This window comes from Pseudoalteromonas sp. ASV78 (assembly GCF_047806705.1).
Taxonomy (GTDB): domain Bacteria; phylum Pseudomonadota; class Gammaproteobacteria; order Enterobacterales; family Alteromonadaceae; genus Pseudoalteromonas; species Pseudoalteromonas prydzensis_A.
In genome coordinates this window covers 1,044,265-1,069,858 of the sequence record NZ_JBLOPA010000002.1, presented here as the reverse complement: position 1 = coordinate 1,069,858, position 25,594 = coordinate 1,044,265, and the positions used below count along the sequence as shown (strand labels likewise).

Below are 25,594 nucleotides of genomic sequence, written 5' to 3'. Positions count from 1 at the left end.
GCTTACAGCTTACAGCTTACAGCTTACAGCTTACAGCTTACAGCTTACAGCTTACAGCTTACAGCTTACAGCTTACAGCTCTATCATTTATTACGGTTTTCTTTACTAAACGCGCGGATCTTACGTTTTTGCGAAAGAGTCACTTTATTAGTACGTCCTGCAAATGGGTTATCACCTTCTCTAAATTCGATTTTGATAGGGGTGCCCATAATTTTTAGCGCTTTACGGTAGTAATTCATTAGGTAGCGTTTATAGCTGTCTGGTAAATCGTGAACTTGGTTACCGTGAATTACGATACGTGGTGGGTTATAACCCCCCGCGTGCGCGTATTTAAGCTTAACACGACGGCCACGCACCAGTGGTGGCTGGTGATCGGCTTGTGCCATGTCCATAATACGGCGCAGCATAGCAGTGCTAATACGTTTAGTTGCTGATTCATAAGCTTCGTCAATTGACTCAAACAAATGGCCAACACCTGTACCATGCAGTGCAGAGATAAAGTGCAGACGAGCAAAGTCGATAAAGCCTAAGCGACGGTCAAGCTCTGATTTAATACGGTCTTTCACGTAGTCATCAAGGCCATCCCATTTATTCACCGCGATAACCAGTGAACGGCCTGAATTCAGCGCAAAACCAAGTAAGCTTAAATCTTGATCTGAAATACCATCACGGGCATCAACAACCAACAGCACTACGTTACAATCTTCGATTGCTTGTAGGGTTTTGATCACTGAGAATTTTTCAACTACGTCACTGACTTTTTTGCGTTTACGTACACCAGCGGTGTCGATCAGCACGTATTCTTTCTCGTTACGGGTCATTGGAATGTAAATCGAATCCCGGGTTGTGCCTGGCATATCGTAAACAATAACGCGTTCTTCACCTAATATACGATTAGTCAGCGTTGACTTACCTACGTTAGGACGACCGATAATTGCGAGCTTTACTGGCTTATCCGCAAATGCTTCATGCGCAGTTGAGTCTTCATCATCTTCAGAATATAAATCGATTAACTCGTCGTCATCGCCTTTACCATCATCATTTTGTGCACTCAGCTCGGCAAGTAAAGGCTGTAAAGTGTGCTCAAGTAATAAGGTAATACCACGACCATGAGCGGCTGCAATATGGTGTACTTCGCCTAATGACAATTGATAGAACTCAGCACAGTTTGAATCGGCATCAATACCATCGGTTTTATTGGCAACAACAAAGCTTTTCTTTTCTTGTTTACGTAAATGATTGGCAATAGCTTGATCGGCTACAGTCATACCTACGCGGGCATCAACTAAGAATAATACGATGTCAGCTTCTTCAATCGCCAGTAGCGATTGATCAGCCATTTCGATTTCGATGCCTTCTTCAGAACCATCAATACCGCCCGTGTCTACCACGATAAATTCATAGCCATCGTAATTAGCTTGGCCGTATTTTCGATCTCGAGTTAAGCCTGGGAAATCGGCAACGAGTGCATCACGAGTACGTGTTAAACGGTTAAATAATGTGGATTTGCCCACATTGGGTCGCCCAACTAGAGCGATCACGGGAAGCATAAACTACCTCTTAAAAAAACAACAAAAGGCTTCGCATAGCGAAGCCTTACAAAAAATAAACTAGCTATTAATAACTTATAGCTATTTTAGCAAATTAGTTTGGTATTTTTACCGCACTAACTTCACCGTCTCGGGTGTATAAAATCAGTTTGTCGTCAGCAACAATTGGCTCAATAAAAAAGCCTGAACTGTCGAAGTCTTCACGCGATACCAGCTCGCCTGATTCTTTATTTAGCCAATGTAGATTACCTTCTTGGTCACCCATGGCTAAGTAATTTCCTGCTACCGCAGGCCCTGTTAAATACCAACCACGAAGGGCAGGCTGACTCCAGCGTTCAATGCCAGAGGTTTTATCTAATCCATAAACCACACCATTACTATCTACAACATAGATAGTTTGTGCGTCCATGGCAATCTCACGGTAACTGCTGTACTCACGCTTCCACACTACATTACCAGAGCGAATGTCTACAGCTGCTAAGTTACCATTATAGGCGATAGCGTAGGCATAAGGGCCACTAATTAAAGGCTGTGTATCAACATCCACTAAACGCTCGAATTCAGATGCGCCCTTTGGCGTTGCAATTTCAGCACTCCACGCAGAGTAACCGCTATCAGAAATTAGTACGCTTAACTTGCCGGTTTCAAGGCCAATTAATACACCGCCGTTAGCGACGATAGGTGAACTTTGACCACGCAGAGTTAATGCTGGTACTTCTTGTTCATGGCTCCAACGTTCTTCACCGGTATCTGGGTGAAGGGCGAGTAATTTACCAGACCCTAAGTTAACGAATATAAGGCCATCGCCCGCAGCAGGTTTTGCTAGCACTTCACCTGGTACTTTTTTACGCCAAACAATCTCACCGGTTTCGCGGTCAAGGGCGAGTAAATAACCATGCTCTGAGCCGATAAAAATTTTACCATAAGCTTGTAAAATACCGCCTGATAATTTGGCGCTAATATCGCTTTGCCAAGGCCAAAAGCTTGAGTTTTCGCGAACATCGGTTTGCCAAATTGTATCGCCATTTTCAAGCGACAGTGCTTCTACTTCACCGTCACGGTTTGCGACAAAAACACGGTCTTTATATACGGCAGGTGTTAAGCGTGAAAAATAATGCTCAACGCCATTACCGATGCTTTCTTGCCAGACAATGTCGGTTTCAAACTGATTAACGATTTCAGGCAACACCAGTTCTTCTTCATCGCTTGATGAACAACCGACTAAGGTTGCCATACATAACGCTATACTTGCCGCTGTTAATTTTTTCATGGTAACCCCTTACGCCGCTGGGCTAGTTACTGCTAAGTCATCAAGTTTGATTTGCAATAATGGGTTATTTTCAAGACCACCCGCATCTGCGGCCGCTTGATATGCTGTACGTGCTTGATTTACATCGCCTTGAACGGTGTAAATATCGCCTTTAAGTTCAGCGATAGTTGCTGTGAATGACTCAGCAAACTCGGCGTTTAGCGTCGTTAACGCTTGATCGTATTGTTGCTGTGCAATTTGTACACGCGCTAAACGGGTGGTCGCGGTCGCTTTCAAATCGGCATTGCTAACATTAGTGATGATCCAGCTGAGCTTTTCACTGGCAACATCAAGCTGGTTTTGTTCTACTGCTTCTTTTGCTGCAACAAAGGCTGCAAGCACGCTGTAATTAGTGTCTTTGTGCTCTGCAATAAAAGTATCGGCTGCACCTAGCACTGCACCACCTTCAACCAGCTGAGTGTATGCATCTGAAGCGTTTTCTGCTGTGGTAAGTTGTTGCTGGTTATATGCTTTCCAGCCATAAAGGCCACCTAAACCAATCACTATGCCTAGCGCCAGTGATACACCATTTTCACGGAAAAAACGTTTGATCGCTTCTGCTTGTTGTTCTTCTGTTGAATAAATATCCATTCTTACCTCGTCTTTTTTAGCTGTTCACAAGCTCAGCTAAAAGCGTTTTAATTTGTTCTAATTCTAAGGTGACTTGTTCTTTACGCTCACGCAAATACTTAACTGTCACTACGCCTTGTGCTAATTCATCTTCGCCGATAATGAGTGCCACGAGTGCATCGCTTTTATCTGCGCGTTTAAGTTGTTTCTTAAAGTTACCGCCACCGGCATGCACCATAATACGCAAACCAGGTACTTCAGCGCGTAATTTAGCGGCAATAATAGGCGCTTGAATACTGGCTTTATCACCCATCGCAGCCAAATATACATCAGCGCTGCGGCGAATGTCACCCACGCATTCTAATGCTTGTAACATTAACACTAAACGTTCCAGACCCATAGCAAAGCCAACTGCAGGCGTTGCTTTGCCACCCAGTTGCTCAACTAAACCATCGTAGCGGCCACCGGCACATACAGTACCTTGTGCGCCAAGGCTATCTGTTACCCACTCAAAAACAGTGCGGTTATAGTAATCAAGACCACGGACTAACTTTTCATTAACCGTGTATATGACGCCCGCTGCGTCTAAACGTTCACATAAATTTTCGAAATGTTCTTTTGATTCAGCATCTAAGTGCTCAGATAGTTTAGGAGCATCAGTTAAAATAGCTTGTACGTCAGGGTTTTTGCTATCTAGCACGCGCAGTGGATTTGTGTGCATACGACGTTTTGAGTCTTCATCGAGGGCGTCAACATGTTGCTCTAAATAAACAACCAGTGCATCGCGATATTGCGCGCGCGCTTCATTTGAACCTAAAGAATTAAGCTCTAAACGAACGTGCTCGCTAATGCCAAATTGCTTCCATAGCTGAGCCGTTAATAAAATAACTTCAGCATCAATATCGGCACTGGCAATACCAAAGGTCTCAAGACCAAATTGGTGAAACTGACGGTAACGGCCTTTTTGTGGACGTTCATGGCGAAACATCGGGCCCATATACCAAAGGCGTTGCTCTTGGTTATACAGTAAACCATTTTGATTACCAGCACGTACGCACACCGCTGTGCCTTCTGGGCGCAGTGTTAAGCTGTCGCCATTATGATCAGCAAAGGTGTACATTTCTTTTTCAACGATATCGGTAACTTCACCAATAGAGCGTTTAAAAAGATCGGTTGATTCTACAATTGGAAAACGAATTTCTTGATAACCAAATGATGCTACAGTCTCGCGTAAGATGTTTTCTACTTTCTGCCAAACTTGAGTATCGCCCGGCAGACAATCGTTCATTCCACGTATTGCCTGAATTTGTTTTGCCACTGCTAAATCCTAAAAACTGTTTTTTGTGTAATAAAAAAGACTACACAACAAGAATGCTAAAAATTGACCCGTCATTATAGCGTCCTAACTCTAAAGGTAAACGGCAAACGACTTTGTTTGCCGACTATATTGCCTTTATTCGACGATTTTAATGTCGATTGGGGTCTGTTTTTCTTTTTGAGCGATAAAGTCGCGCACATAGCCTTCTAGTTGATCAACAATATTATTGTTATCAATACGGGCTTTTTGACGTTCGCCATTAATATAAAGGCCAGAACGACGGTTTGCACCGGCTAAACCAATATCACTGACTAACGCTTCGCCTGGGCCATTGACCACACAGCCAATCACCGAAACCGACACTGGTTCGATGATATCTTCTAAGCGTTCTTCAAGCTGGTTCATGGTGCTGACTACATCAAACTCTTGACGTGAACAACTCGGGCAAGCAATAAAGTTAATCCCGCGCGAACGAATGCGCAGTGATTTTAAAATATCAAAACCGACTTTGATCTCTTGCACAGGATCGGCGGCCAGCGAAACACGTAGCGTATCACCTATCCCTTCTGCTAATAGCATACCTAAACCAACGGCTGATTTTACTGAGCCTGAGCGCATGCCGCCTGCTTCAGTAATACCTAAGTGCAAAGGTTGGTCGATTTCTTTAGCGAGTAGACGATATGCGCCCACTGCTAAAAATACGTCTGACGCTTTCACCGAAATTTTAAATTGATCAAAGTCTAAGCGGCGCAGTATATCTACATGGCGCATGGCTGATTCAAGTAACGCTTGCGGTGTTGGCTCGCCGTACTTTTCTTGTAAATCACGCTCTAATGAGCCGCCATTTACCCCAATACGAATTGGAATATTGTGCTCACGGGCAGCATCGACTACCGCGCGAATGCGCTCTTCACTGCCAATGTTGCCAGGGTTAATACGTAAACAATCAACACCATACTTTGCCACTTGCAAAGCAATACGATAATCAAAGTGAATGTCAGCAACCAGCGGAATGGTAACTTGCTCTTTAATGCTTTTAAATGCTTCGGCGGCATCCATCGTCGGCACGGAGACACGCACTATATCGGCGCCGGCATCTTGGATTGCTTGAATTTGTGCAACGGTGGCATCAACATCCATGGTATCTGTGTTGGTCATTGATTGCACTGCGATTGGTGCACCATCACCAATAGGGACATTGCCGACGTTAATACGCGTTGATTTTCTGCGTTTAATTGGAGATTCTGAAAACATAGCGACTACTCTGCTAACGGTAAATTAAATTTTGCTAAACGGTTTTTTGGGAAATTTGAAATATCAATCTTTTCACCATCAAGTGTGATATCAACAGCTTGGTGTTTTCCTAGCACGATAGAAAAAGGCAGGTGCCCTGAAACGGTCATCTCATAGCCGGCTTTTTTTACCCCAAACGCCACTTTATCGCCTTTACCATCATGGATCTCAACCCAGCTTTCTTCATTGAAATGCATAATAATAGTACCGAGTCCATCAGTTTGCGGCTGGCTTGGCGTTTCGCTCGCTGTTATTTCTGGGTCAGTTGTTTCGACTTGAGTTGCTTGCGGTTCAGCTAGTTGTTCGTCAGCTTGTGTTGCAAAGTCGTCAATAGCTTCATCAGGGCCTGCTTGCTCTAGTTGCGAAACGGGCGCCTGCTGTGGTGAAGTCGTCGTGCTTTCAGTCATGCTATTTAAAGACTGTGTCACAACCTGCTTATCAACAGGGGTCGAGTTTTGCCACCACCATAATGCAGAAGAGCCAATAACAATCGCTAAAATAGCGTAACTCACTAGCATTAATCGATTATCGTGGGCTTCTTTTTCAGTTCGCTTAGAAAAGCTTTGCATGTTGGTTTTTTTAACGGTTTCCTGTGGTTCAGGGAACAGCGCTAAAACGGCCGCAGTATCTAAATTAAAGGCGCGACAATAGCTTTTTGCATAACCTTTAACAAAGGTAGCAGGGCCAATTAAGTGGTGTTCGTCATTCTCAAGACGTTGTAATTGCAACACCGATAATTTTAAATTTTTTGCCAGCTCTTCTAAGCTGACATTCGCTTGCTCGCGGCTACTTTTTAAAGTTTGGCCAAGAGTGAGCGTTGTTGATTCCGTATTTTCATCATTCATAATGCGTATGATTCAGGGTCCACTAGTAATAGTCTATGCCCAGGTTTAAGTGCAACATCTGGGCTTAATTTATTCCATCGCATTAACTGATCAATTAACAAGCGACGCTTGGTGGCAATACTATATAAAGTATCACCGATGTTAATTTCGTAATAAATGTTGGGATCATTGAGATAAATTTTCGTCCCATTGACCACGCGATCAGATTCTTTCAACGCATTCCATTGCAGTAATTTTTGTAGTTTAACATTGTATCGCACTGAAATGCTAAATAGGTTTTCACCATCTTGTAAAACATGGTAAGGCGTAGCTAATTGTGGGATCTGCGAGTTTAGCAACGGTGCTTGAGTATTTTGTTGCGGATCTTGAAAGCGGATCTCAGGTGCTGAGCTATAACCTGACGCTGCGAAGACGGCGGCGTTGCGTTTTGGCTGGTAAAAAACGACTTTTTCGGCATCCGTTAATTCATTATTAAATTGTGCTTGGCTTGGGGTTGCAGCTTGGCTGCTATTTGCAACTGCTTGGTTACCCGTAGCCGTACCAAAAGAAACTATCTTAACTTCATCTTGTGGTTTATTAGCGTTAGCAGGCGTTTGCGATGACGGCGTTGCTGCCAAATGCACGCTGGGTACAGCCGCAGCTGTTGCAACAGCTTTAGTGGGTGTGTGCTCTATTTCCAGAGCAGACATCACTGCTGCAGCATCATTATTTTTTTCAGTTTGGTTGGTTATTACGGCCGTTGTATCAGCGCTGGTTGGCAGCGGCGCAACAACCACAGCAGCGGTATTTAAAGCCGCAAGTACAGAGCCTGTATCCATAGGCGTTATTTGAGTCGCACTATTTTGCGCCGACGTGCTAGTTGCTGGCGCTTTTTTCTTTTTTACAATGCGTATTTGCGGCGCTGAGATCACCTCTCCCGCAGGGCTACTAGCTTGTAATTCATTTAATTTAGCTTGGCGATATTGTGAACGCAGTATTTCAAACTCACTGCGTTTGGTTTGTTGCTCACGGATCAGCCTAGCTTCACTTGAAGTTGGGTAGGTTTGTAATATCGTGGCGGCAGTGGTTTCGGCTTTTTCAATATGGCCCATGCGCTGTTCAACTAAATAACTTAGTAATAATGAGCGAGACGATACTCGACCACTGTTTTCATAACGCAGCAGCACTTCTTTTGCTTTGTGTAAGTCACTTTTTGCGTAATACAAAGCGGCTAAACTGATCAGTGATGAGGCACGCATTGAACTGTGCTTAATCGCCGATTTAAAATATTTTTCAGCATTATCAAAGTCATCAAATTCAATGGCGCACAATGCTAAGTTTTCATAACTTTCTGCTACTCGTATATAGCTTGGGATCTCAATGGCTTTTAATAATTGCTCTGTGGCGCGGTCGTACTCGTTAATACCGCATAAAAATACCCCATAGTTATTGCGCGTGTTTGGATCGTTGGGATCAATTTTTATGGCTTTTTGATAGGCTTTATCGGCTTGTACGTTTTCGCCAACTTGTTGGTAATAATAAGCAAATGAATAATGGACTTCAGGAAGATCAGGAGAGAAAGACGCGGCGCGTTCGAGGTTGTACTTTGCTTGCGAGCTGTTACCAGTGCTTAAATATTCTAATGCTAAGGCTATTCTGGTACGTGCTGCGCCGGTATTATTGATTTTATTTTCAACGACTGGTTTGTCATTGCCATCATAACTATTTTCAGTAACACACCCTGTTAAAGCGAGTGCACTGATAGTTAAAGCAAGTAAAGATCGCATTACTTCGTCTCTTTATTATTGTCCATGCCGCTATATTACCGAAAAGCCCTTATGTTGCATCATTTATTTAAAAATAAACATACACAAAGGGCTTCTGAAGGGTCAAAAAGTTATGCTTGGTGAATATTTACCGCAATCGCATTATCATCACGCATTTTCTTTTTCGCTAAGCGTTTAGTACGGTCAACGACGTCACCGACTAATTGGCCACAGGCCGCATCGATATCATCACCACGAGTACGGCGCACAATACAAGTAATACCAGCAGCTTGTAGTACTTTTGAGAAACGATCAATACGGCTGTTACTTGAACGCGTATATTCGTTGCCTGGGAATGGGTTAAACGGAATTAGGTTCACTTTTGATGGAGTGCCTTTTAACGTTTTCACTAATTCATGGGCTTGATCTGTGCTGTCGTTAATACCATTTAGCATCACATACTCAATGGTCACATCTTTATTGGCTTTAGAGCCATCAATGTAACGACGACACGCCGCTAAAAATTCTTCAATTGGGTACTTTTTATTAATTGGCACTAAAATATCACGTAGTGCGTTATCAGGCGCGTGTAGAGAAATAGCTAATGCAACGTCGATTTTTTCTTTTAATAAATCAAGCGCCGGCACGACACCTGAGGTACTTAAAGTAACGCGGCGTTTAGATAAACCAAAGCCCCAATCGTCCATCATCAATTCCATGGCTGGAACGACGTTTTTAAGATTAAGCAAAGGCTCGCCCATGCCCATCATAACGACGTTGGTGACTGGACGCTTTTCACTGTTACCATCAAGGCCAATATCTTTGGCTACACGCCAAACTTGGCCGATAATTTCAGATACTTTTAAGTTACGGTTAAACCCTTGCTGCGCTGTTGAGCAGAATGTACATTCAAGCGCACAACCTACTTGTGAGGACACACACAAAGTAGCGCGCTCTTTTTCAGGGATCCACACGGCTTCAACTTCTTGGCCCCCTTCAAGGATCAGCGCGTACTTAATGGTACCGTCACTGGCTTGCTGGCGTACGGTAATTTCTGGCGCGACAATTTCACATTCCGCTTTAAGTTTTTCTTTCAGCTTTTTGTTAACATTGCTCATTTCGTCAAAGTTATCAACGCCAAAATGATAAATCCATTTCATCACCTGATCGCCACGGAATGGCTTTTCACCGAACGATACAAATAACTCGCGCATTGCATCTCGGTTTAAATCTAATAAGTTAATCTTTTTTTGCTCAGTGGTCATGAAACAACCTTAATCAGTGACGGTGGTGATAAAAATTTACAAAGGCGAATTGTACACAATTCACTCACTTTAATCATTAAGTAAAACATCATAAATTGACTAATTAATACTTTAACTAATGACTAAAAAAGGGCCCGAAAGCCCTTTTTACGTTTGCTTAGCGCGTTCGAATTAACGAGTACGTGGGCAAAGCTCTTCGTCTGCGAAGAAATACGCGATTTCGCGAGCAGCAGATTCAACAGCGTCTGAACCGTGAACAGCATTTTCGTCGATGCTATCAGCGTAGTCAGCACGTAAAGTACCAGCTAGTGCTTCTGCAGGGTTAGTAGCACCCATGATTTCGCGGTTTTTAAGAACAGCGTTTTCGCCTTCAAGAACGGTAACCATTACTGGACCAGATGTCATGAAAGATACTAAAGCACCGAAGAAAGGACGCTCGCTGTGTTCTGCGTAGAAACCTTCCGCTTTCTCTTGTGAAAGGTGAACCATTTTAGCTGCAACGATTTTAAGGCCAGCAGTTTCGAAACGGTTGTAGATAGCGCCGATGTGGTTTTTAGCAACTGCATCAGGTTTTACGATTGAGAAAGTACGCTCTAAAGCCATCTTTATGCTCCAATAATTTTTAAGTAAAAGTGTGAATATTAACGGGCGCGAATTATACGCGTTTTACTAGGCAATGCCTAGTTTTATTAAAAACTAGCTTGATGACAATCTTGTGATTTTAAAATGCAAGGCAACCACGCATAGGAAAGCGTGATGCTGTTAATTGATAAATTAATGATCCAACGTTGCAAGGGGCTACGTATTTACCACTGTTGCCAATAATAAGTTACATAGTTTTTCTGGGATTATTTTTTAGTGCAGGCAGCACTCCGTAATCATAACTTGTGGGGCGCTTTATATGTAGCTGTTCCTTTAAAGTGAACATTAATACTTTTATAAATTTTTGTTTAAAACATGGTTTTTGATAAACGTTTTTATGCTTTTGGGCATTTACTATCTAAATTTCTATAGGCTCCAGAGCAATAAATATTCTTTTTAGCTTAATTGTGATTAATTTAGTAATGCTCTACTAAATTTAGGTACTTGGTTTACACTCTAGTTATCATTACGAAATAAAGTGCAGGTTGTAATGTATTCGTGATTTATTTCATCCATTTGATTGATAGTAGGTTGCTATGTTTTTTAATAAATCTTTAAACGCCCAAATAACTGAATTAAAAAGTAAGCTTTTTAGGTTAGTACAGGTTAAAAAAAGCCTCGATGAGGAAATGCTGGTATTAACGATTGATAAAGCTGGGCTAATTACTTCGCAAAATAAAAATTTTGCAAATGAGTTAGGGTATTCAGATCAGCAGTTGCTAGGTAAAAACTTACTGAGTTTTGTGCCAGCTAACGCCAAAAAAACAGCACACTTTAATAGTTTGAAGCATGCACTTACAAAGCGAGAACACTGGGTAGGTGCATTACAGTTTTTGCAAGCAAGCGAAGAGCAAGCATGGCTAAGAAGTATTTTACAACCGATCATTGATGAGCAAGGCAACTTAGTTGAATTTACTCTGCACTCCAATGTACTAACCCGCACAATTGAAACCTCCCGCGAGCACCAGGATTTAATTAAGGCATTGCACCGAGCAATGGCGGTTATTGAATTTGATACTAATGGTATTGTGTTGACAGCAAACAAAAACTTTTTAACGGGAATGGGTTATTCGCTCAATGAGATTGTGGGTCAACATCACCGTATTTTTTGTGAACCAGAAGAGGCAAATTCACCAGAGTATGAAGCCTTTTGGCAACAGCTAAAAAAAGGTAAATATGTTGCTGATAGATTTAAACGTATCAATCGTCACGGCCATATCGTATGGCTTGAAGCGTCGTACAACCCTATTTTTAATGAACAAAACGAACTCTATAAAGTAGTGAAATTCGCTACTGTTATTACTGATCAAGTTGAGCGCGAGTTAGCAATTTCAGAAGCAGCTGATATTGCGTATAGCACCTCAACTGAAACTGACCACCTTGCCGACCAAGGGGCGGCTGTTATTGAGCAAACAGTAAAAGTGATGAACGAACTTGCGGTACAAATGTCGCAAGCGGGGGATGAAATATCAGCGCTGGATAAACAATCGCAGTTAATTGCTAGCATAGTGCAAAGCATTAGTAGCATTGCCGATCAAACAAATCTGTTAGCTTTAAATGCCGCGATTGAAGCTGCGCGGGCGGGTGAACAAGGGCGAGGTTTTGCGGTAGTTGCTGACGAGGTGCGCCAACTAGCGTCGAGAACCAGTAAAGCCACAGAAGAAATTGTCGAGGTTGTGCAACAAAACCGTACACTCACCCAATCAAGCGTAAAAGCAATTGAGCAAGGCAAAGCAAAAGCACAAGAAGGACTCGATTTGTCCACTGAATCCGGCTCTGTGATGACGAATATTAAAAAAGGCGCACAACAAGTAGTGGATGCGGTGAGTCAATTTGCCAATCAATTAAAGTGAGTTTTATGATTTCGATCAAAACATCTATATTTAACTACCCCTATACTGCCGCGCTTTAATTAGTTACCCTGATTTTCAGGTTATTCATGCAACCGACTTGACCTCGGTTCGATGTATGGAGCGCGCATGCCGTCAATTATCACCCCGTTTATCCCTGAGTTACTTTCACCTGCAGGTAGTTTAAAAAATATGCGTTACGCCTTTGCCTATGGCGCCGATGCGGTGTATGCCGGGCAACCTCGTTATAGCCTGCGAGTGCGTAATAATGAGTTTGATCTGGAAACATTAAAAATAGGCATTGATGAAGCGCACGCACTGAATAAAAAGTTTTATGTAGTATCAAACATAGCCCCGCACAATGCTAAGGTAAAATCGTATTTACGTGATATTGAACCGGTAATTGCGATGGGACCCGATGCGCTGATCATGTCAGATCCTGGACTCATCATGTTAGTGCGTGAAAAGTGGCCAGATATGCCAATTCACCTATCCGTGCAAGCCAATGCAGTTAATTACGCCAGCGTTAAGTTTTGGGCTAAGCAAGGTATTGAGCGAGTGATTTTATCCCGCGAGTTATCGCTGGAAGAAATAAGTGAAATTCGCACGCTTTGCCCAGAAACAGAGCTAGAAGTATTTGTACACGGCGCACTGTGTATGGCCTATTCTGGGCGTTGTTTGCTATCGGGTTATATTAATAAGCGCGATCCAAATCAAGGTACTTGTACCAATGCCTGCCGCTGGAACTACGACGCAAAACCAGCTGTTGAGAACGAAACCGGTGAAATGGTGCATAAATTTGATCCCAAAGATGTGATCCCAACACTTGGCGAAGGCGCACCAAGTAACGATATTGTGATGCTTGAAGAGCAAGGTCGCCCGGGTGAATACATGCCCGCGTTTGAAGATGAACACGGCACATATATTATGAATTCGAAAGACTTACGCGCCGTACAATACGTAGAGCAGCTAACAAAAATGGGCGTGCACAGCTTAAAAATAGAAGGCCGCACTAAGTCGTTTTATTATGTAGCGCGCACTGCGCAAGTGTACCGTAAAGCCATTGATGATGCGGTAGCGGGGCGCCCATTTGATGCCAACTTATTTAAAACGCTGGAAAACTTAGCGCATCGCGGTTATACCGAAGGCTTTTTAAAACGCCACGCCCATCAAGATTATCAAAATTATGAATACGGTCATTCGGTGTCCGATAAACAACAGTTTGTTGGTGAAGTACTTGGTCGTAGTGACAGTGGTTTGGTTGAGATTGATGTTAAAAACAAATTCTGTGTAGGTCATTCATTAGAGTTGATGACCCCCAAAGGTAATATCAGCTTTGTGCTTGAATGTATGGAAAACAAAAAAGGCGAAAGCATCACTGATGCCAAAGGTTCAGGCCATATTGTAAAAATTCCACTGCCTGATACTATCGATTTAGAACATGCGATATTAATGCGTAATCTGGATGAAAACCAAGACACCCGCAATCCGTTTAAACAAGCGGTTTAACTACCGACTAAATGCTTATTCATGGCGTACGTATTATCAAGCTGTTGCTCTATTAAGTTAATCGTTTGCTTATTTACGTCGAGTGCTTTAGCTGTGTCTTTAAAGTTGAAAATAATCTCTGCTATTTCAGATATGATCACTTGTACCTGCTTCCAATTTGCATAACCTGCTGCAGAGGCCAGCTTTTGAATCGCTTTTAGTGGTGGGTTTTTTCCAAATCCGGCAAATGAAGTCGCATGCTCGTTAAAAGGATGAGGACTAAAAGTTACATCATAAAAAGGCGCTAAATCCCACTCACCTGAATCTTCTTGTAAAAAAGCCCAGTTTTTACTGTGGTCATCTTGATTACAGCTAAATAAATTAAACATCGCTCGACGAAATTGTAATTGCCCTGCAGCAGGTGATTTGCATAAAACACGGCTCGCTTTAATTAAATCCTCATAATCTAATGTAGGTGTACGGAAATCAGCATCCAGCAAGCCACATGCACTATGCATATGTTTGCAGCCCATTTTATCACCCATTAATTTAAACCTATCGAATCGCTTTAAGGCAAGCCATTGCTTTGCACCGGTTCCTTCTGGGGCGGGTACTAGTAATCTCTGAGGTGGGTTTAATCCCGCTTGTTCAGCTAAATTCAAATACACAGCTTCACATAACCCTTCCTCATGTCCTAAAGCGAGGTTTTTGGATGTGAATTTGATTAACCAAGCATCATCGCCCGTTTTAGGCTTTGTTCTACATTCTTGTATATTATTGTCAGGAAAATAAATTTGAGCCTTAGGTCGTGCACCGCCGGAGCTGCCAGCAGCTACTAATGCAGAAAGCACTTCTTCTGTTTGCCCGTCAAATATTGCTTGAGCTTGTTGACCTAATGTAGCAAGACCAGCTTCATCGTCATTTTTGCCATCATAATGAGTTTCAGGCGTAAACGATAATGCTCCTACAGCCGAGTGGCCAACAAAAGATAAGCGGTCCATTGCGGTCACAAAGTTAGGCATTATATTATTTTGTCTGAATACGCGGTCCTGTAGTAGTAAACCCCACCCATCAGGCAAACAATCAGAAAAGACCCCATGCAACCCGTTGTGTGGGGTTTTAGGTGCTAACTGAACCTCTCTATTAAAGGCGAGTGAAAATGGCGAAAGATTACCGTATGTGTCTAAATAGTTTTGATCGAATTGAAAGTAAACACCTTGCCTATTTTGAGCAAGTACACCCACCATTAACTCTGATGAATCTGATAATGTTCGTTTTACTTCTAGCTTATCTATGGGTTTAAAGGCCATTGTTTAACACCTGATCAATAGACGTTGGCGCATTTTTATTTTGAGCTGGCACTTTTGTTAAGTCATATAAACGAGTTAAGTCGTCGAGTGTTTGCCACAAAAGCAATAGCTGTCTGAATGAAATAAGCCCTGTAACCTCAAACTTCTTTATTGTGGATGCAGGTACCGTACTTTTTTTCGCTAAAGCCTCGCGAGACATTTTTGCTTTTTTTCGAAGCCCTTTTAAGTGCTCGGCAAAAGCCAGCTGCACATCACCTTCGCTTAACAATAAATAATTGATAATAAACTCACTCGAATTAATTTGGATGCTACTGTATCTAAAGCTTCTTTTTTTAAAGTTTAATGGACATTATAGTGTCTATTTGTTGGTTGTAAAGTGAATGGTTGAATACGAATTGCCTGTTACAATTTTTATTGATGAAGATCAACAAAGCAACACAGAATAAAATGCATAATTTACTACTGAAATTTATGCTAGCAGTACTAGATCTAATAAAAGAGGCTAAAGTGGCTCTACTAATAAATAGTAAATGCATTAACTGTGACATGTGCGACCCAGAGTGCCCTAACGAAGCCATTTATATGGGCGCTAAAATTTATCAAATAGATCCCGCAAAATGCACCGAATGTGTCGGCCATTACGACAAACCGACTTGCGTGAGTGTATGCCCCATTGATTGTATAAAGCCCGATCCGAACTATCGTGAAAGTATAGATCAACTGGCGGAGAAGTATGTGAGGTTGATGGGTTAGTTTAGTATTTTTTTGTTATTCAACGAGCGTGATTTTAAAACGAGAGGCAATGTCTCTCGTTTTTAGTTTTTATGAAAAGCAATAGTGTAATCTCATAAGTGTTTAATTAAAGCAAGTCTATTGTTAGTACCAATTTATTATTTTTTACTCTAAAAAGCATGCTCAGTGCGGTATGATAACTCTTTAATTTATAAATGATATTCCCTGAAATAAGGATTATTGCGATGTTTGATTTAAATGATATAAAGCAACGCGCGGCCAGCAAAACCTTCGATCTGGGTTGTGAATTGTATGCGTCAAATAGTGTGAGCAAATTACTGATTATTGATAATCAAGCAATGGCAAGCGTGATGGGGCAGTATAAATACAAAGTCAGTTTAGAAAAGAGTGCCAGCGGGCAGTGTTTAGCAAGCTGCACCTGCCCTGCTGCCGATTATCAAGAGATATGCAAACACGCCGTTGCCGTTGCACTCAAAGTAAATAGTTTATCCGCAGCTGAATTCGCCGACGTAAACGCTAATGACACAACGCAAGACAATGAGCGCAGTGAATTAATCGCGTGGTTTTTAGATAAACCCAGCGATGAACTTACTAATATAATCATGGGCTTTTTAGATGGTTCAGAGCATGAATACGACAAGTGGGCACTGATGATGTCAAACGACAAACAGGCACTGGACGCCAGCGAGCTAAGTAAACTTATCACCAAAGCGTTGCCTAAAACGCCAGTGTGGGGCTGGAATGAGGTGAGTAGCTATTTTGCTGGTGCAGACTCATTGTTTGAATTGATATTGCCTGCAATAGCAAAACTGTCCGTTGAACAGCAATGGAAATTAACCCTTAAAGCCTTGGTGCGTTTAAATGATGTACTTGAAGAAATAGATGATTCTGGCGGCTTTCGCTTTGAAATCGAAGGGCAACTTAACCAAAACCTAAGCGAACTTTTTAATCAACTGCCTTGGTCTGATGAACAAAAAGCGCAGTGGATTTTTGAGCATTTTGCAGACTATAAATACGATGTGTTTCCTCGTGTGCCAGAAGATTTTGAGATAACGCCAAGTGTCAATGCCTTGTTTTTATCACACTGTGCAGCAGCAATAGAAAAACGCCTGCAAGCGGGTGTTGATTTTGATGACTGGAGACAAAAAAGCGCACTTACCCGCCTTACGTCGGTATTAATAAAACACGCGCAAGCGCAGGATGATTGGCAACAGCAACTGCGTTTAATTAAAATAACCGCCCATGATTCAGCTGATTACTTAAAAATAACGGCGCTTTGCAAAGCGCGTAATGACCTGTTAGATGCCGAATACTATTTAAAGCAAGCCTATCAACGCGCGCGCAAACCGCACGAACTGCTTGCATGTAAACGTGATGAAATTGATATTCGCCTTGAGTTATCAGAATTTAAAGCGGCATGGGCCATAGCATGGCAGATATTTGCAGATAACCCGAGTTTTAATGGCTTTAAAGATTTACAAGCGTTACAACAAAAAACCGGCGTCATTGATGCAGAGTTTACGCAAACTGTAGAGCAATTATTGCTATCTCTTTCAAACCAAGGCACTCAGCTAAATAAAGGGGTTCATCGCTTTACTAATTATCCGAGAGAATTACTGGATTTTTATATTGATCAGCATGACATCGAAAAAGCGCGTTCATGGGCCGCAAAACATAAGGTTAAGTCGAGCCAATTGATAAAGTTGGCTGATCTAATTATGGCGCAGCACCCACAAGAGTCGATAGACTTGTATCATAAGTCACTGAGCGACATAATTGAAAAAACCAATAACGACGCCTACCGTGAAGCAACTAATCTATTAATTAAAATAGAAAAAAGCTTAAAAGATAAGAGTGCTGACTGCACGCCACTGTATAACATGATTGCCGCTCTCATTAAGGATTTTAAACAAAAACGTAATATGATGAAGCTGTTGCGTGAATATTTTCCGAGATTGTTTTTAAGCAAAAAATAAATAAGCCAGTGGAATGTGCAAATAGATGAAATTTACTAACACTAGACCTGAACAAGCACAAGATGTAAAAGCGAATCGAGGGGCATAAAACAGCCGATGGTTGTTGCTAATTTTGCAGACAGTGTCTGCAAAATTGTATTGGGTTAATATTCGCGTAGCTTTATCTGATCGCAGACGCATTTGGTTGATATTTTGACGATATTAATCATTAGTAATATTAATCGTGTAGATATAAGTTTTAAAATTGAAGGAAAAATGCTTGATAGATTTAACAGCCTGTCTCTTTTAATCATGTAAGAAAAGAACTTCGGAGATAATGAATGTTAGAAAAAATAAAACCCTGGGTCTGCTCTTTTAGCGGTTGCGATGGTGGTAATCCAGAAGCTGATATTTGGTTGTGCGTTATTGAGTGGGGTATAGAACCGGCCGCTGCGAATGAATACTATGAGCGATTGACGTTGCAGATGCAAAGAGGAGCTATACCAGTTAAAAAAACAGATTTTGACTGGAAAGATAGTATTAGTTATCCCTATGGGGTACGATTTGCCAAGCTTTATCAGGCTATCCAACAACAGCCAGTGGCGTCTTATCGTAATGTAGAGCAGTTATCTGGACAGCAGCTGTTTAAACTTAATTTGTACCCTATAGCATTTAATTCTACCGCCGACGATTTGTGGCATCAGCATGACTTTGATATAGCAACGGGTTTTGCTAGTAAATACCTATTTAATAATTGGTGTTTCTTCAATCGCTTTCCTTTTTATACTGCACTACGTAAGCAGTATCAGCCAAAATTGATTATATGTACTGGGGTAAACTATCTAAAGGATTTCTTAATGTTCTTTGCAGGTGCTGATCTAAGGGATCCCCAGAAATAATCATTAAGTTTCAATTACATCACTCACATCCATATTTTTCCAATCGAGTTTCACTACCACTTGCACGAAATAGGCTAGCCCTTCCAAATAATCTCGCCGTCGCAGTTTTATGGACTGTTTTTTGAAGTATCGCAGCCCAACAAATGCCCATGACACTACTCGTCTGTTTTTGGTTGAGTTAGCTTGAAAAGCGCCTGTCTTTCCTGCTTTGTCTATCACTGCACCCAGCATCATTGAGAACCAATGAACCAGAGTTGCGAGCAGTAAAAGTATGTCTAATCGATTGAGTTTGTTCGTTCTGTGCAGATCTGAGCCTAAGCCGAATCTAACACTTTTTTGATCTCGAAACCCTGCCTCTATCTGCATTCTCATACCATATAGCTTGAGCACTTTTTCGAGAAAATGGTGCCTTTTTGGAAGTGAAGAAACGAGTAGCCAAGGCTCTTTATAACCGCGTTCTTTATCTCTTTTTAATAACTTATGTCCCTTGCCAACCAACACTGCATGCGTTTGATATTTTGCACTTTTGGTCAGCTCGGTCGCGCCAAGATACCGGCTCTTACGTTGATTGTTCTTGAATAGTGACTGGCATGGAATAAACTCATCGCTGTCCTGCGTTTTCAAGTGTGCCGTACCTCGAACCCGGCTGATATAATGCCAGCTATTGTTCCGCACGGCTTTGAGCCAGGGAACTTTAAAGCCCGCATCCGTCACAATGACGGGGCGGCAATCACTCGGCAAGATCAGTTTGAGCATCTTTAAGAACCGTTTTTGTACTTTTGGGCAATGATATTGAAAGCTGAATGCACTTTGCTGGTATAAGGTCAAAGAGCGACCTTCACTGACAATGCTAGCACGCAGAATACAGTATTTGGTTTGTGTATCTGCATGACTTCAATCAACCAATATGACGGGATGCTTTTCAGTAACCACAAAACGGCTTAAGCGAACATAAACCGATGTCGATTCACGCAAAAGCTCGTGGTTATTGAGTAGTCGATCAATACGCTTAATATCATGTTTTTCAGTTGTTTTTGAATCCAAATTGCGACCAATAGATGTCAAGGTGCATTGCTGACAGTGCAAAAGAGATTTAACGGCAGCGACTAGAGTATTAAATCTGGCTTTATGGATAGAGTTAGGGGTGACAGCGCGGAGCATATTGCGCAAAATAGTAGACGCATTCATGGTGTTTAGTTCTGTTGTTTTTAAGCGATTCATAAGATCACAAAACACCATGAATGTTCCCTCACTACCCACATTTTTTAACACTATTAGTTCATTGATATATAAAGGCTAATTTTGGGGATACTTTAGGGTGCTGATGGTGTTGAGTTGATACAAAGTGAAGTTATTAGTGTAGATACAGGAGAAAAACGCACTTTATACTGGAGTAAAATAGGTAAGAGTTTACTAGTCGTAGTGCCTTTTCTTAGTGGTCGTTGGGGTTTAAATAGTGATACTCTTTTGCATGCGTTTGGCAACAGAATTACGCAACTACAACATGAAATTGAAGTGTTTTAGTATCTTTTCATAGCTTAGTTCTTAAGGAACACAGATCGTGTGACTTCCTATTTTAAAACGGCAAATGTCATTATTTTTTTCAATGGATTGCCGCTTACAATTTACCGCTAGTAGCTTAAGTACACGGTGTACCTTACGATTACACTGTGTTTGCTCGATGCAATCCAGAACATCATCTAACCAAAGATAACTGCACTTACTCGCTCTAAATGTCGAGATCGCACACTTAAACATCGTATGGCAGATAAAACATAAGCTTTTGAACACAGCTTTGAGCAGAGAAACGATCGACAGGCAACTGTGTCGAACTTGAAATCCAGAGGTTTTTGCAAGCTCAATGAGGTGTTTTCTGAGATAGGGGCTTTTAATTGATTTGAAACTTGGTTAATCTGCATGTGAACTCTGTTTTTTATCATGTTTTTATTGGCGTAACTATTTGATCATTAACAGAGTTCAACTTCAAGTTTTCTTAAGATCCAACCTATGAATAGGCATTAACAAATAATGTCTATTATAAATAAGCACATAATAAATCAATATGATTAACCATTAGTTAAAACAGGGAATACAGATGTCACATAAATATAGAGAAGATAAAGATTTAGCATTTTTACAGTATGCAGATACAGAAATGTTAGAAGTACTCGTCAAGCATTTGATATTTGATAAAGATGGTGAAAAGCGAAACACAGAATCTTTATCTGGAGATAAAGCATTTATTGATGCTAAAGGTGGCTATAGCAAAATATGGAAGAGTGTAGCTTCAGAGCTTCAGCATTATGGTGGTGATACGTTGGTTAACCTTGTTCGTCGAACCGGTGTTACATATCGTGAGATTTTAGTGGATGTGTGTAAGCGTATTAAAGTGAAAACAGATTTTGATGCAGCCACTATTGAAATAGAAAAAGCAATGTTTGCTAAGCTAATTGAATCTTCTTGGGAAGAGATGACCGATGAGCAGAAAAAAGAGTTAACAAAAGCGTTAAAGGTAGATCCTAAACTAGCAGGCCCTGCAGCAATGACGGCAATAATTACGGCAATAAAGCTTGGTGGTTTTGCTAGTTATCAAGTTGCGTTAATTGTTGCTAACTCTATTGCCAGAATGATCATGGGTAAAGGTTTGCAGTTAGCGGCTAATGCAACACTTGTACGAACCCTTAGCATTTTTGCTGGCCCAATAGGTTGGGCTATTAATGGTTTAATAACTGTTCCTGCGATTACAGGCCCTGCATTTAGAGTTACTCTTCCAGCGGTTATTCAAGTAGCTGCTATGCGCCAAGAATTAGAAAATAAGGATCATTTTTAAATGTACGAAAAAATATTAATTATTGATTGGTCTAAAGTAAAGCCAGAAGTAATAGAGGGCTTAGAAAAAGGAACGATATGGTTGAGAGATGGTCTTGCCATTAGTAATAAAGGGGTAGAGCAATGGTTGCCATTAATTGAAAAAACAGTTGATTCAACTGAAGGCATAGGGACTATTTTAAAACAAGTTCAATCTACACAGGCTATTCAACTTGCTGTTACTGGTTTATCTACAGGACTTATTTTAGGAGCTATTGTTGCGCAAACTATGTATTTAGCTAATAAAATTGATAAGTTACAAGACCAGATAGATTTAGTTTCGCAAGATGTACATTCGCAAAACGTATTGTACTTTATGGGAAAACTATCTGAGTATTTTGGCTTGATAGAATCAGCGAGAGTTCTTCTACTAGATAAAGCACTTGTTGAAGAGTCACAAGGTATTGCAGAGCAATACATGGCACAACTAGCAGCTAAAAGAAATGAGCTTCTGTCATTAATTGATAACTTAATTGACTACGTAGATACGGCTAGCGAGCGCCATGCAAAACTTATGTTTGATTTTGTAAATATGATGATGGATTTATTACCTAAAACAATTAGCCTAGAGACTCAGCTTTATGAGCGTTATGGTAAGTATAAAATGGCTGATCATATTCTTGCAACTTCAGCAAAAAGATACACAAATATTTTAGCCAACTATAAAACTTGGTGTAACTCTAAGGTTCGAGAGGTCATAAGTGGTAACGCGCCTCAACATATACAGCTAATGAATAATAAAGAAGACCTTTTAAAAGAACTTTTTAACTCTGAAATTAACCAAGCCATATTAGCTGCAAATATTAATAAAAACTTAGAGTATGCGCCGGTCAGTACCTCGGCTAACTAGCGCAAGTTGCTAGTTATCGCCTTAGTAAGTAATTGATAAAAAGAAATTTATAGGTGGTAAATATGTCGTTCATTGGAAATGAATTAAATATAAATAAAAAAGAAATAGAGCAAGAAATTAAAGCGGATTATGAAAAGCTAGAAATTGCTTATTCACAAGCCTTAGTTGATGAAGCCGTTATGGTTTCATGTTTGCAGAGTTTGTTAGCTGAGTTAGAAGACCATACAGAGTTACACATTGCTTATGATAACGGGTCTGAAAAATATATTTTTGATGCAAATGAACTAGATAGGTTAGCTTGTGAACTAGAAGATTATTATGACTCTTTAGTTGAATTTCCAGAGAATTTAGAACGTGATAATTTTGACGAGTTTCATGCTGATTTAATAGATACAGTTGAAGAATTTTGTAGCGAAGCACCCTACATTAATAGAGACATGTTTGAGCAATTATGCAATGAAGTTGAACATGGAATAGACCCTGAAGATGAGGACTATGCTTTATACGGTACAGGTAATACTAGGGAGTTCGATATAGCGAAGCTTAAAAATATAGAAGAGTGTTTTGTCGAGTATTTGAATGAGCTAAATAGCCAACTAAATTTTAGAATTTGAAACGTTATAGTCAATTGTTTAAAACCACCTCACTGAATGCAAAAGCCATACAAAAGGCGATGTAGTACATGCATCGTTATAATTTTTTAAAGTTAGCGTTATTGTGTAATACAAAAAATAACAAAGGGTATAAAATGGAGTTTGAAGGGTTTTCTATTATTAAAGAGTAATAAACAGCAAAAATGATTTGTTGATTCTGCCAGCAGTTTATACATGCATCTAATTCTAACTGCATTGATACCTTAGTTAAGCTCAATGCATTTAGACTTTAAGAATTCTAAAAAAACTTTCACTTTTTCTAGCGGGTATTTCCTGCCTGCATAAAATGCGTATAACACCAGATCTTCTGGTTCATGGTCGAGTTTAATATTGATCAATGAGCCGTTGTCTATATCTTCTTGGCATGCGTGAATGGGTAAAATAGCATAGCCGAGTCCTTTTAGTGCAGCGGCTTTGGCCATGTTGCCACTGTTTACTTTAAAATTAGATTTTACTTGCACTGCTTGTTGCTGTTTAAACCGCCAAGGCATACCTTGTAGTACTGATAAGCTAGTAATACAAGGAGCTTTACTTAACTCATCTAGTGAGCGAGGCGGTGGTGTATTGTTGATCAGTTGTGGCGCGCCAACAATGCAACTTGGCCAACGTAGCAGCTCTTTAGCGACCCAACCTGAATCGTCCAATGGCCCACGGCCAAAGCGTAGCACCAAATCAAATCCTTCTAACAAGCCTTCGCTTGGGTTTAATTGGGTATCGCAACTTAGCTGTATTTGTGGATGCACAGAGCAAAACTCTGCGCTTATTTCGGCTAAAAAAGGCAGATCAGGCATGATGATTTTAAGATGCCCGGTAAGAGAATCACCAGACAAAGACACCTCTTCTAGCGAGTCATCCATTGCTTGTATCAGTGGTGCGATAGCTTGATAAAGCTGTTTACCCGCAGCCGTTGCAATCATTTTTCGGGTGGTACGCTGTAATAACCTTAAATTAAGTTGCTTCTCTAATAACGCGACATGGCGGCTAACATTCGATGTAGGCAATAGCAGTTGTTCGGCTGCGAGTTTAAAGCTCAGTTGTTCATATACACACTGAAAGCTGAGTAACCACTGAAGTTCGATTTTCTCAATCATTAATTAACTCAAAATATGGGATTAATAACGCAATTATTACTAATTTATCTTAAAAAATGACTTTGTGATAATGGTTATTCAATTAATTATTGAGGTAAAGAATATGAACAGCAAGCGAATTGCCATTGTGGGTGCGGGTATCGGGGGAATAGCGCTGGCCATTCTTGCAGCACGAAAAGGCTATCAGGTGAGCATATTTGAGCGCGATAGTGAAATTTCCTCTATTGGTGCCGGGGTAACGTTATGGCCGAATGCAATGTTTGTGTTACAGCAAATGGGCTTGGATAAACAGCTCCAAGCGCTGGGTGGTATGCCTTTGCTGATGCGTCAGCGTGATCGGCATGGCACTGTGCAAAGTGAATTTGATATTGCAAAAGTAAATACACTCAGTGGTTTTTCTAGTATCAGTATATTGCGCCGTGATCTTATGAGTGTGCTGGGCGGCACATTAGCTGATTTAGGGGTAAACATACATTTTAACTGCACGATAACCGCATCAGAGATTGCTCAGCTAAAACAAGATTATGATTTAGTTGTGGGTGCTGATGGGCGGATGAACTCTGTGGTAAGGCAATTCTTATATGCTGAAAAGATCACTCCTCAGTATCAGGGGTTTATTAATATTATTGCTATTAGCCAGTTAAAACCAAGCACTTTAGATAATGTGATCCATGATTTTCGGGGCAGTGGCGAGCGCTTTGGTATTGTGCCGGTTAAAGCTGATCTCTGTTATTGGGCTGCTGGGTGGAGTACAGCTATTGATAAAGCGCGGCCGCTATCTGCTTGGTATGAAGAAATGCATCAACGCTTTTTAACTTGGCCAGATGCTGTACAGCAGGTGCTTAATTCTTATGATAAAAACTCACTCAAACGAATATTTGTACATGATGTTGACCGTTTGCCATATTGGCATCAGGGTAATGTACTGATTATGGGGGATGCGGCTCACGCTCCTTTACCAACTTCGGGGCAGGGGGCATGTCAGGCGCTGGAAGATGCTTGGCATCTTGTGCGGGTGTTAGAAAAGTATGATGATTTAGAGCACGCATTAACGGCTTTTTATCAACAGCGTATAGATAAAACCTCAGCCTCTCAACGTGTTGGTCGCCAAGTTGCGCAGAAAATTTTCACTACAGCAGCTGACACTAATGAGACACCAGCGTTAGGTATCTCTGCCCAGCAGTTAGTAACGTTATGGATGCAAGGCTTGAGTAATTAACCTCTCGAGCTGTGTACTTTGGTGCGAGCAAGGCTATTGATGAGGTGGTTATTTGTTCGCTTATTCAGTTACTTGCAAGTTATGGTTAACAATCCATTAAGTCTGGCTGTGTACAATTGCC

21 protein-coding genes and 1 pseudogene are annotated in these 25,594 nt (G+C 41.0%); 9 read left to right on the top strand and 13 right to left on the bottom strand.

The window, feature by feature from the left end; genetic code table 11:
• Window positions 1–83 precede the first annotated feature (83 nt).
• The 9 genes from der to ndk all read right to left on the bottom strand — a co-directional run bounded on the left by der (window position 84) and on the right by ndk (window position 10,498).
• Entirely contained in the window at window positions 84–1,550 is a 1,467-nt protein-coding gene (gene der, locus ACMVDV_RS22580) for a ribosome biogenesis GTPase Der (RefSeq protein WP_064664664.1), read from the bottom strand.
• A gap of 94 nt (window positions 1,551–1,644) precedes the next feature.
• Complete coding sequence (gene bamB, locus ACMVDV_RS22575; RefSeq protein ID WP_416159763.1) at window positions 1,645–2,820, bottom strand: outer membrane protein assembly factor BamB; 1,176 nt, start codon at window positions 2,818–2,820, stop codon at window positions 1,645–1,647.
• A 9-nt stretch (window positions 2,821–2,829) separates the two neighbouring features.
• Window positions 2,830–3,450: a YfgM family protein gene (locus ACMVDV_RS22570; RefSeq protein WP_304182962.1), complete on the bottom strand. Its 621-nt coding sequence runs from the start codon at window positions 3,448–3,450 to the stop codon at window positions 2,830–2,832.
• Between the two features lie 16 nt (window positions 3,451–3,466).
• Window positions 3,467–4,747: a histidine--tRNA ligase gene (hisS, locus tag ACMVDV_RS22565; RefSeq protein WP_416159762.1), complete on the bottom strand. Its 1,281-nt coding sequence runs from the start codon at window positions 4,745–4,747 to the stop codon at window positions 3,467–3,469.
• A gap of 135 nt (window positions 4,748–4,882) precedes the next feature.
• Window positions 4,883–6,001, bottom strand: a complete 1,119-nt coding sequence (ispG, locus tag ACMVDV_RS22560) for a flavodoxin-dependent (E)-4-hydroxy-3-methylbut-2-enyl-diphosphate synthase (protein WP_304182959.1) — start codon at window positions 5,999–6,001, stop codon at window positions 4,883–4,885.
• Between the two features lie 5 nt (window positions 6,002–6,006).
• Complete coding sequence (locus tag ACMVDV_RS22555; RefSeq protein WP_416159761.1) at window positions 6,007–6,885, bottom strand: RodZ domain-containing protein; 879 nt, start codon at window positions 6,883–6,885, stop codon at window positions 6,007–6,009.
• On the bottom strand, window positions 6,882–8,651 hold the full coding sequence (gene pilW / locus ACMVDV_RS22550; protein ID WP_416159760.1) for a type IV pilus biogenesis/stability protein PilW: 1,770 nt from the start codon (window positions 8,649–8,651) through the stop codon (window positions 6,882–6,884). The genes ACMVDV_RS22555 and pilW overlap by 4 nt, the downstream gene beginning before the upstream one ends.
• A 110-nt stretch (window positions 8,652–8,761) precedes the next feature.
• Complete coding sequence (locus tag ACMVDV_RS22545; protein ID WP_145239689.1) at window positions 8,762–9,895, bottom strand: bifunctional tRNA (adenosine(37)-C2)-methyltransferase TrmG/ribosomal RNA large subunit methyltransferase RlmN; 1,134 nt, start codon at window positions 9,893–9,895, stop codon at window positions 8,762–8,764.
• A gap of 171 nt (window positions 9,896–10,066) precedes the next feature.
• On the bottom strand, window positions 10,067–10,498 hold the full coding sequence (ndk, locus tag ACMVDV_RS22540) for a nucleoside-diphosphate kinase (protein ID WP_008111339.1): 432 nt from the start codon (window positions 10,496–10,498) through the stop codon (window positions 10,067–10,069).
• A gap of 575 nt (window positions 10,499–11,073) precedes the next feature.
• Here ndk and ACMVDV_RS22535 point away from each other — a divergent pair.
• Both ACMVDV_RS22535 and yegQ read left to right on the top strand, forming a co-directional pair.
• The gene (locus tag ACMVDV_RS22535) at window positions 11,074–12,390 is read left to right on the top strand and encodes a PAS domain-containing methyl-accepting chemotaxis protein (RefSeq protein ID WP_416159759.1); all 1,317 of its coding nucleotides are present in this window, start codon (window positions 11,074–11,076) and stop codon (window positions 12,388–12,390) included.
• A 126-nt stretch (window positions 12,391–12,516) separates the two neighbouring features.
• Window positions 12,517–13,896, top strand: coding sequence for a tRNA 5-hydroxyuridine modification protein YegQ (yegQ, locus tag ACMVDV_RS22530; protein WP_416159758.1), 1,380 nt, complete (start codon window positions 12,517–12,519; stop codon window positions 13,894–13,896).
• Here yegQ and ACMVDV_RS22525 read toward each other — a convergent pair.
• Together ACMVDV_RS22525 and ACMVDV_RS22520 are read right to left on the bottom strand one after the other, a co-directional pair.
• On the bottom strand, window positions 13,893–15,185 hold the full coding sequence (locus ACMVDV_RS22525) for a type II toxin-antitoxin system HipA family toxin (protein ID WP_416159757.1): 1,293 nt from the start codon (window positions 15,183–15,185) through the stop codon (window positions 13,893–13,895). The genes yegQ and ACMVDV_RS22525 overlap by 4 nt on opposite strands.
• On the bottom strand, window positions 15,175–15,465 hold the full coding sequence (locus ACMVDV_RS22520) for a helix-turn-helix domain-containing protein (protein WP_064664653.1): 291 nt from the start codon (window positions 15,463–15,465) through the stop codon (window positions 15,175–15,177). The genes ACMVDV_RS22525 and ACMVDV_RS22520 overlap by 11 nt, the downstream gene beginning before the upstream one ends.
• 227 nt (window positions 15,466–15,692) lie before the next feature.
• Between ACMVDV_RS22520 and ACMVDV_RS22515 the strand changes: the two genes are divergently transcribed.
• From ACMVDV_RS22515 to ACMVDV_RS22505, 3 genes are all read left to right on the top strand, one after another.
• A complete protein-coding gene (locus tag ACMVDV_RS22515) occupies window positions 15,693–15,938 on the top strand; it encodes a YfhL family 4Fe-4S dicluster ferredoxin (RefSeq protein ID WP_416159756.1) in 246 nt (81 codons plus the stop codon).
• A 224-nt stretch (window positions 15,939–16,162) separates the two neighbouring features.
• Window positions 16,163–17,914, top strand: coding sequence for an SWIM zinc finger family protein (locus ACMVDV_RS22510; protein WP_416159755.1), 1,752 nt, complete (start codon window positions 16,163–16,165; stop codon window positions 17,912–17,914).
• A gap of 320 nt (window positions 17,915–18,234) precedes the next feature.
• Entirely contained in the window at window positions 18,235–18,792 is a 558-nt protein-coding gene (locus ACMVDV_RS22505; protein ID WP_416159754.1) for a hypothetical protein, read from the top strand.
• Between the two features lie 3 nt (window positions 18,793–18,795).
• On the opposite strand, the pseudogene ACMVDV_RS22500 reads toward ACMVDV_RS22505, so the two are convergent.
• Window positions 18,796–20,013 (bottom strand): annotated as a pseudogene (locus ACMVDV_RS22500) (IS4 family transposase).
• 874 nt (window positions 20,014–20,887) lie between these two features.
• Between ACMVDV_RS22500 and ACMVDV_RS22495 the strand changes: the two are divergent.
• The 3 genes from ACMVDV_RS22495 to ACMVDV_RS22485 all read left to right on the top strand — a co-directional run bounded on the left by ACMVDV_RS22495 (window position 20,888) and on the right by ACMVDV_RS22485 (window position 23,124).
• The gene (locus ACMVDV_RS22495; protein ID WP_416159753.1) at window positions 20,888–21,622 is read left to right on the top strand and encodes a DUF3944 domain-containing protein; all 735 of its coding nucleotides are present in this window, start codon (window positions 20,888–20,890) and stop codon (window positions 21,620–21,622) included.
• Window positions 21,623–22,510 carry a hypothetical protein gene (locus ACMVDV_RS22490; protein WP_416159752.1) on the top strand — a complete coding sequence of 296 codons (888 nt, stop codon included), beginning with the start codon at window positions 21,623–21,625 and terminating at the stop codon, window positions 22,508–22,510. It begins immediately after the preceding gene.
• A gap of 62 nt (window positions 22,511–22,572) precedes the next feature.
• Complete coding sequence (locus ACMVDV_RS22485; protein ID WP_416159751.1) at window positions 22,573–23,124, top strand: hypothetical protein; 552 nt, start codon at window positions 22,573–22,575, stop codon at window positions 23,122–23,124.
• A gap of 242 nt (window positions 23,125–23,366) precedes the next feature.
• Here the strand turns inward: ACMVDV_RS22485 and ACMVDV_RS22480 are convergent, their stop codons facing one another.
• Window positions 23,367–24,254: a LysR family transcriptional regulator gene (locus tag ACMVDV_RS22480; RefSeq protein WP_416159750.1), complete on the bottom strand. Its 888-nt coding sequence runs from the start codon at window positions 24,252–24,254 to the stop codon at window positions 23,367–23,369.
• A gap of 103 nt (window positions 24,255–24,357) precedes the next feature.
• On the opposite strand from ACMVDV_RS22480, the gene ACMVDV_RS22475 reads away from it, so the two are divergent.
• Window positions 24,358–25,473: an FAD-dependent monooxygenase gene (locus tag ACMVDV_RS22475; RefSeq protein WP_416159749.1), complete on the top strand. Its 1,116-nt coding sequence runs from the start codon at window positions 24,358–24,360 to the stop codon at window positions 25,471–25,473.
• Window positions 25,474–25,594 lie beyond the last annotated feature (121 nt).

Bases quoted from the DNA above. Each gene is read 5' to 3' on its own strand.
- der (WP_064664664.1), bottom strand. From the start codon at position 1,550: ATGCTTCCCGTGATCGCTCTAGTTGGGCGACCCAATGTGGGCAAATCC.
- bamB (WP_416159763.1), bottom strand. From the start codon at position 2,820: ATGAAAAAATTAACAGCGGCAAGTATAGCGTTATGTATGGCAACCTTA.
- ACMVDV_RS22570 (WP_304182962.1), bottom strand. From the start codon at position 3,450: ATGGATATTTATTCAACAGAAGAACAACAAGCAGAAGCGATCAAACGT.
- ispG (WP_304182959.1), bottom strand. From the start codon at position 6,001: ATGTTTTCAGAATCTCCAATTAAACGCAGAAAATCAACGCGTATTAAC.
- ACMVDV_RS22555 (WP_416159761.1), bottom strand. From the start codon at position 6,885: ATGAATGATGAAAATACGGAATCAACAACGCTCACTCTTGGCCAAACT.
- pilW (WP_416159760.1), bottom strand. From the start codon at position 8,651: ATGCGATCTTTACTTGCTTTAACTATCAGTGCACTCGCTTTAACAGGG.
- ACMVDV_RS22545 (WP_145239689.1), bottom strand. From the start codon at position 9,895: ATGACCACTGAGCAAAAAAAGATTAACTTATTAGATTTAAACCGAGAT.
- ndk (WP_008111339.1), bottom strand. From the start codon at position 10,498: ATGGCTTTAGAGCGTACTTTCTCAATCGTAAAACCTGATGCAGTTGCT.
- ACMVDV_RS22535 (WP_416159759.1), top strand. From the start codon at position 11,074: ATGTTTTTTAATAAATCTTTAAACGCCCAAATAACTGAATTAAAAAGT.
- yegQ (WP_416159758.1), top strand. From the start codon at position 12,517: ATGCCGTCAATTATCACCCCGTTTATCCCTGAGTTACTTTCACCTGCA.
- ACMVDV_RS22525 (WP_416159757.1), bottom strand. From the start codon at position 15,185: ATGGCCTTTAAACCCATAGATAAGCTAGAAGTAAAACGAACATTATCA.
- ACMVDV_RS22510 (WP_416159755.1), top strand. From the start codon at position 16,163: ATGTTTGATTTAAATGATATAAAGCAACGCGCGGCCAGCAAAACCTTC.
- ACMVDV_RS22505 (WP_416159754.1), top strand. From the start codon at position 18,235: ATGTTAGAAAAAATAAAACCCTGGGTCTGCTCTTTTAGCGGTTGCGAT.
- ACMVDV_RS22495 (WP_416159753.1), top strand. From the start codon at position 20,888: ATGTCACATAAATATAGAGAAGATAAAGATTTAGCATTTTTACAGTAT.
- ACMVDV_RS22490 (WP_416159752.1), top strand. From the start codon at position 21,623: ATGTACGAAAAAATATTAATTATTGATTGGTCTAAAGTAAAGCCAGAA.
- ACMVDV_RS22485 (WP_416159751.1), top strand. From the start codon at position 22,573: ATGTCGTTCATTGGAAATGAATTAAATATAAATAAAAAAGAAATAGAG.
- ACMVDV_RS22480 (WP_416159750.1), bottom strand. From the start codon at position 24,254: ATGATTGAGAAAATCGAACTTCAGTGGTTACTCAGCTTTCAGTGTGTA.
- ACMVDV_RS22475 (WP_416159749.1), top strand. From the start codon at position 24,358: ATGAACAGCAAGCGAATTGCCATTGTGGGTGCGGGTATCGGGGGAATA.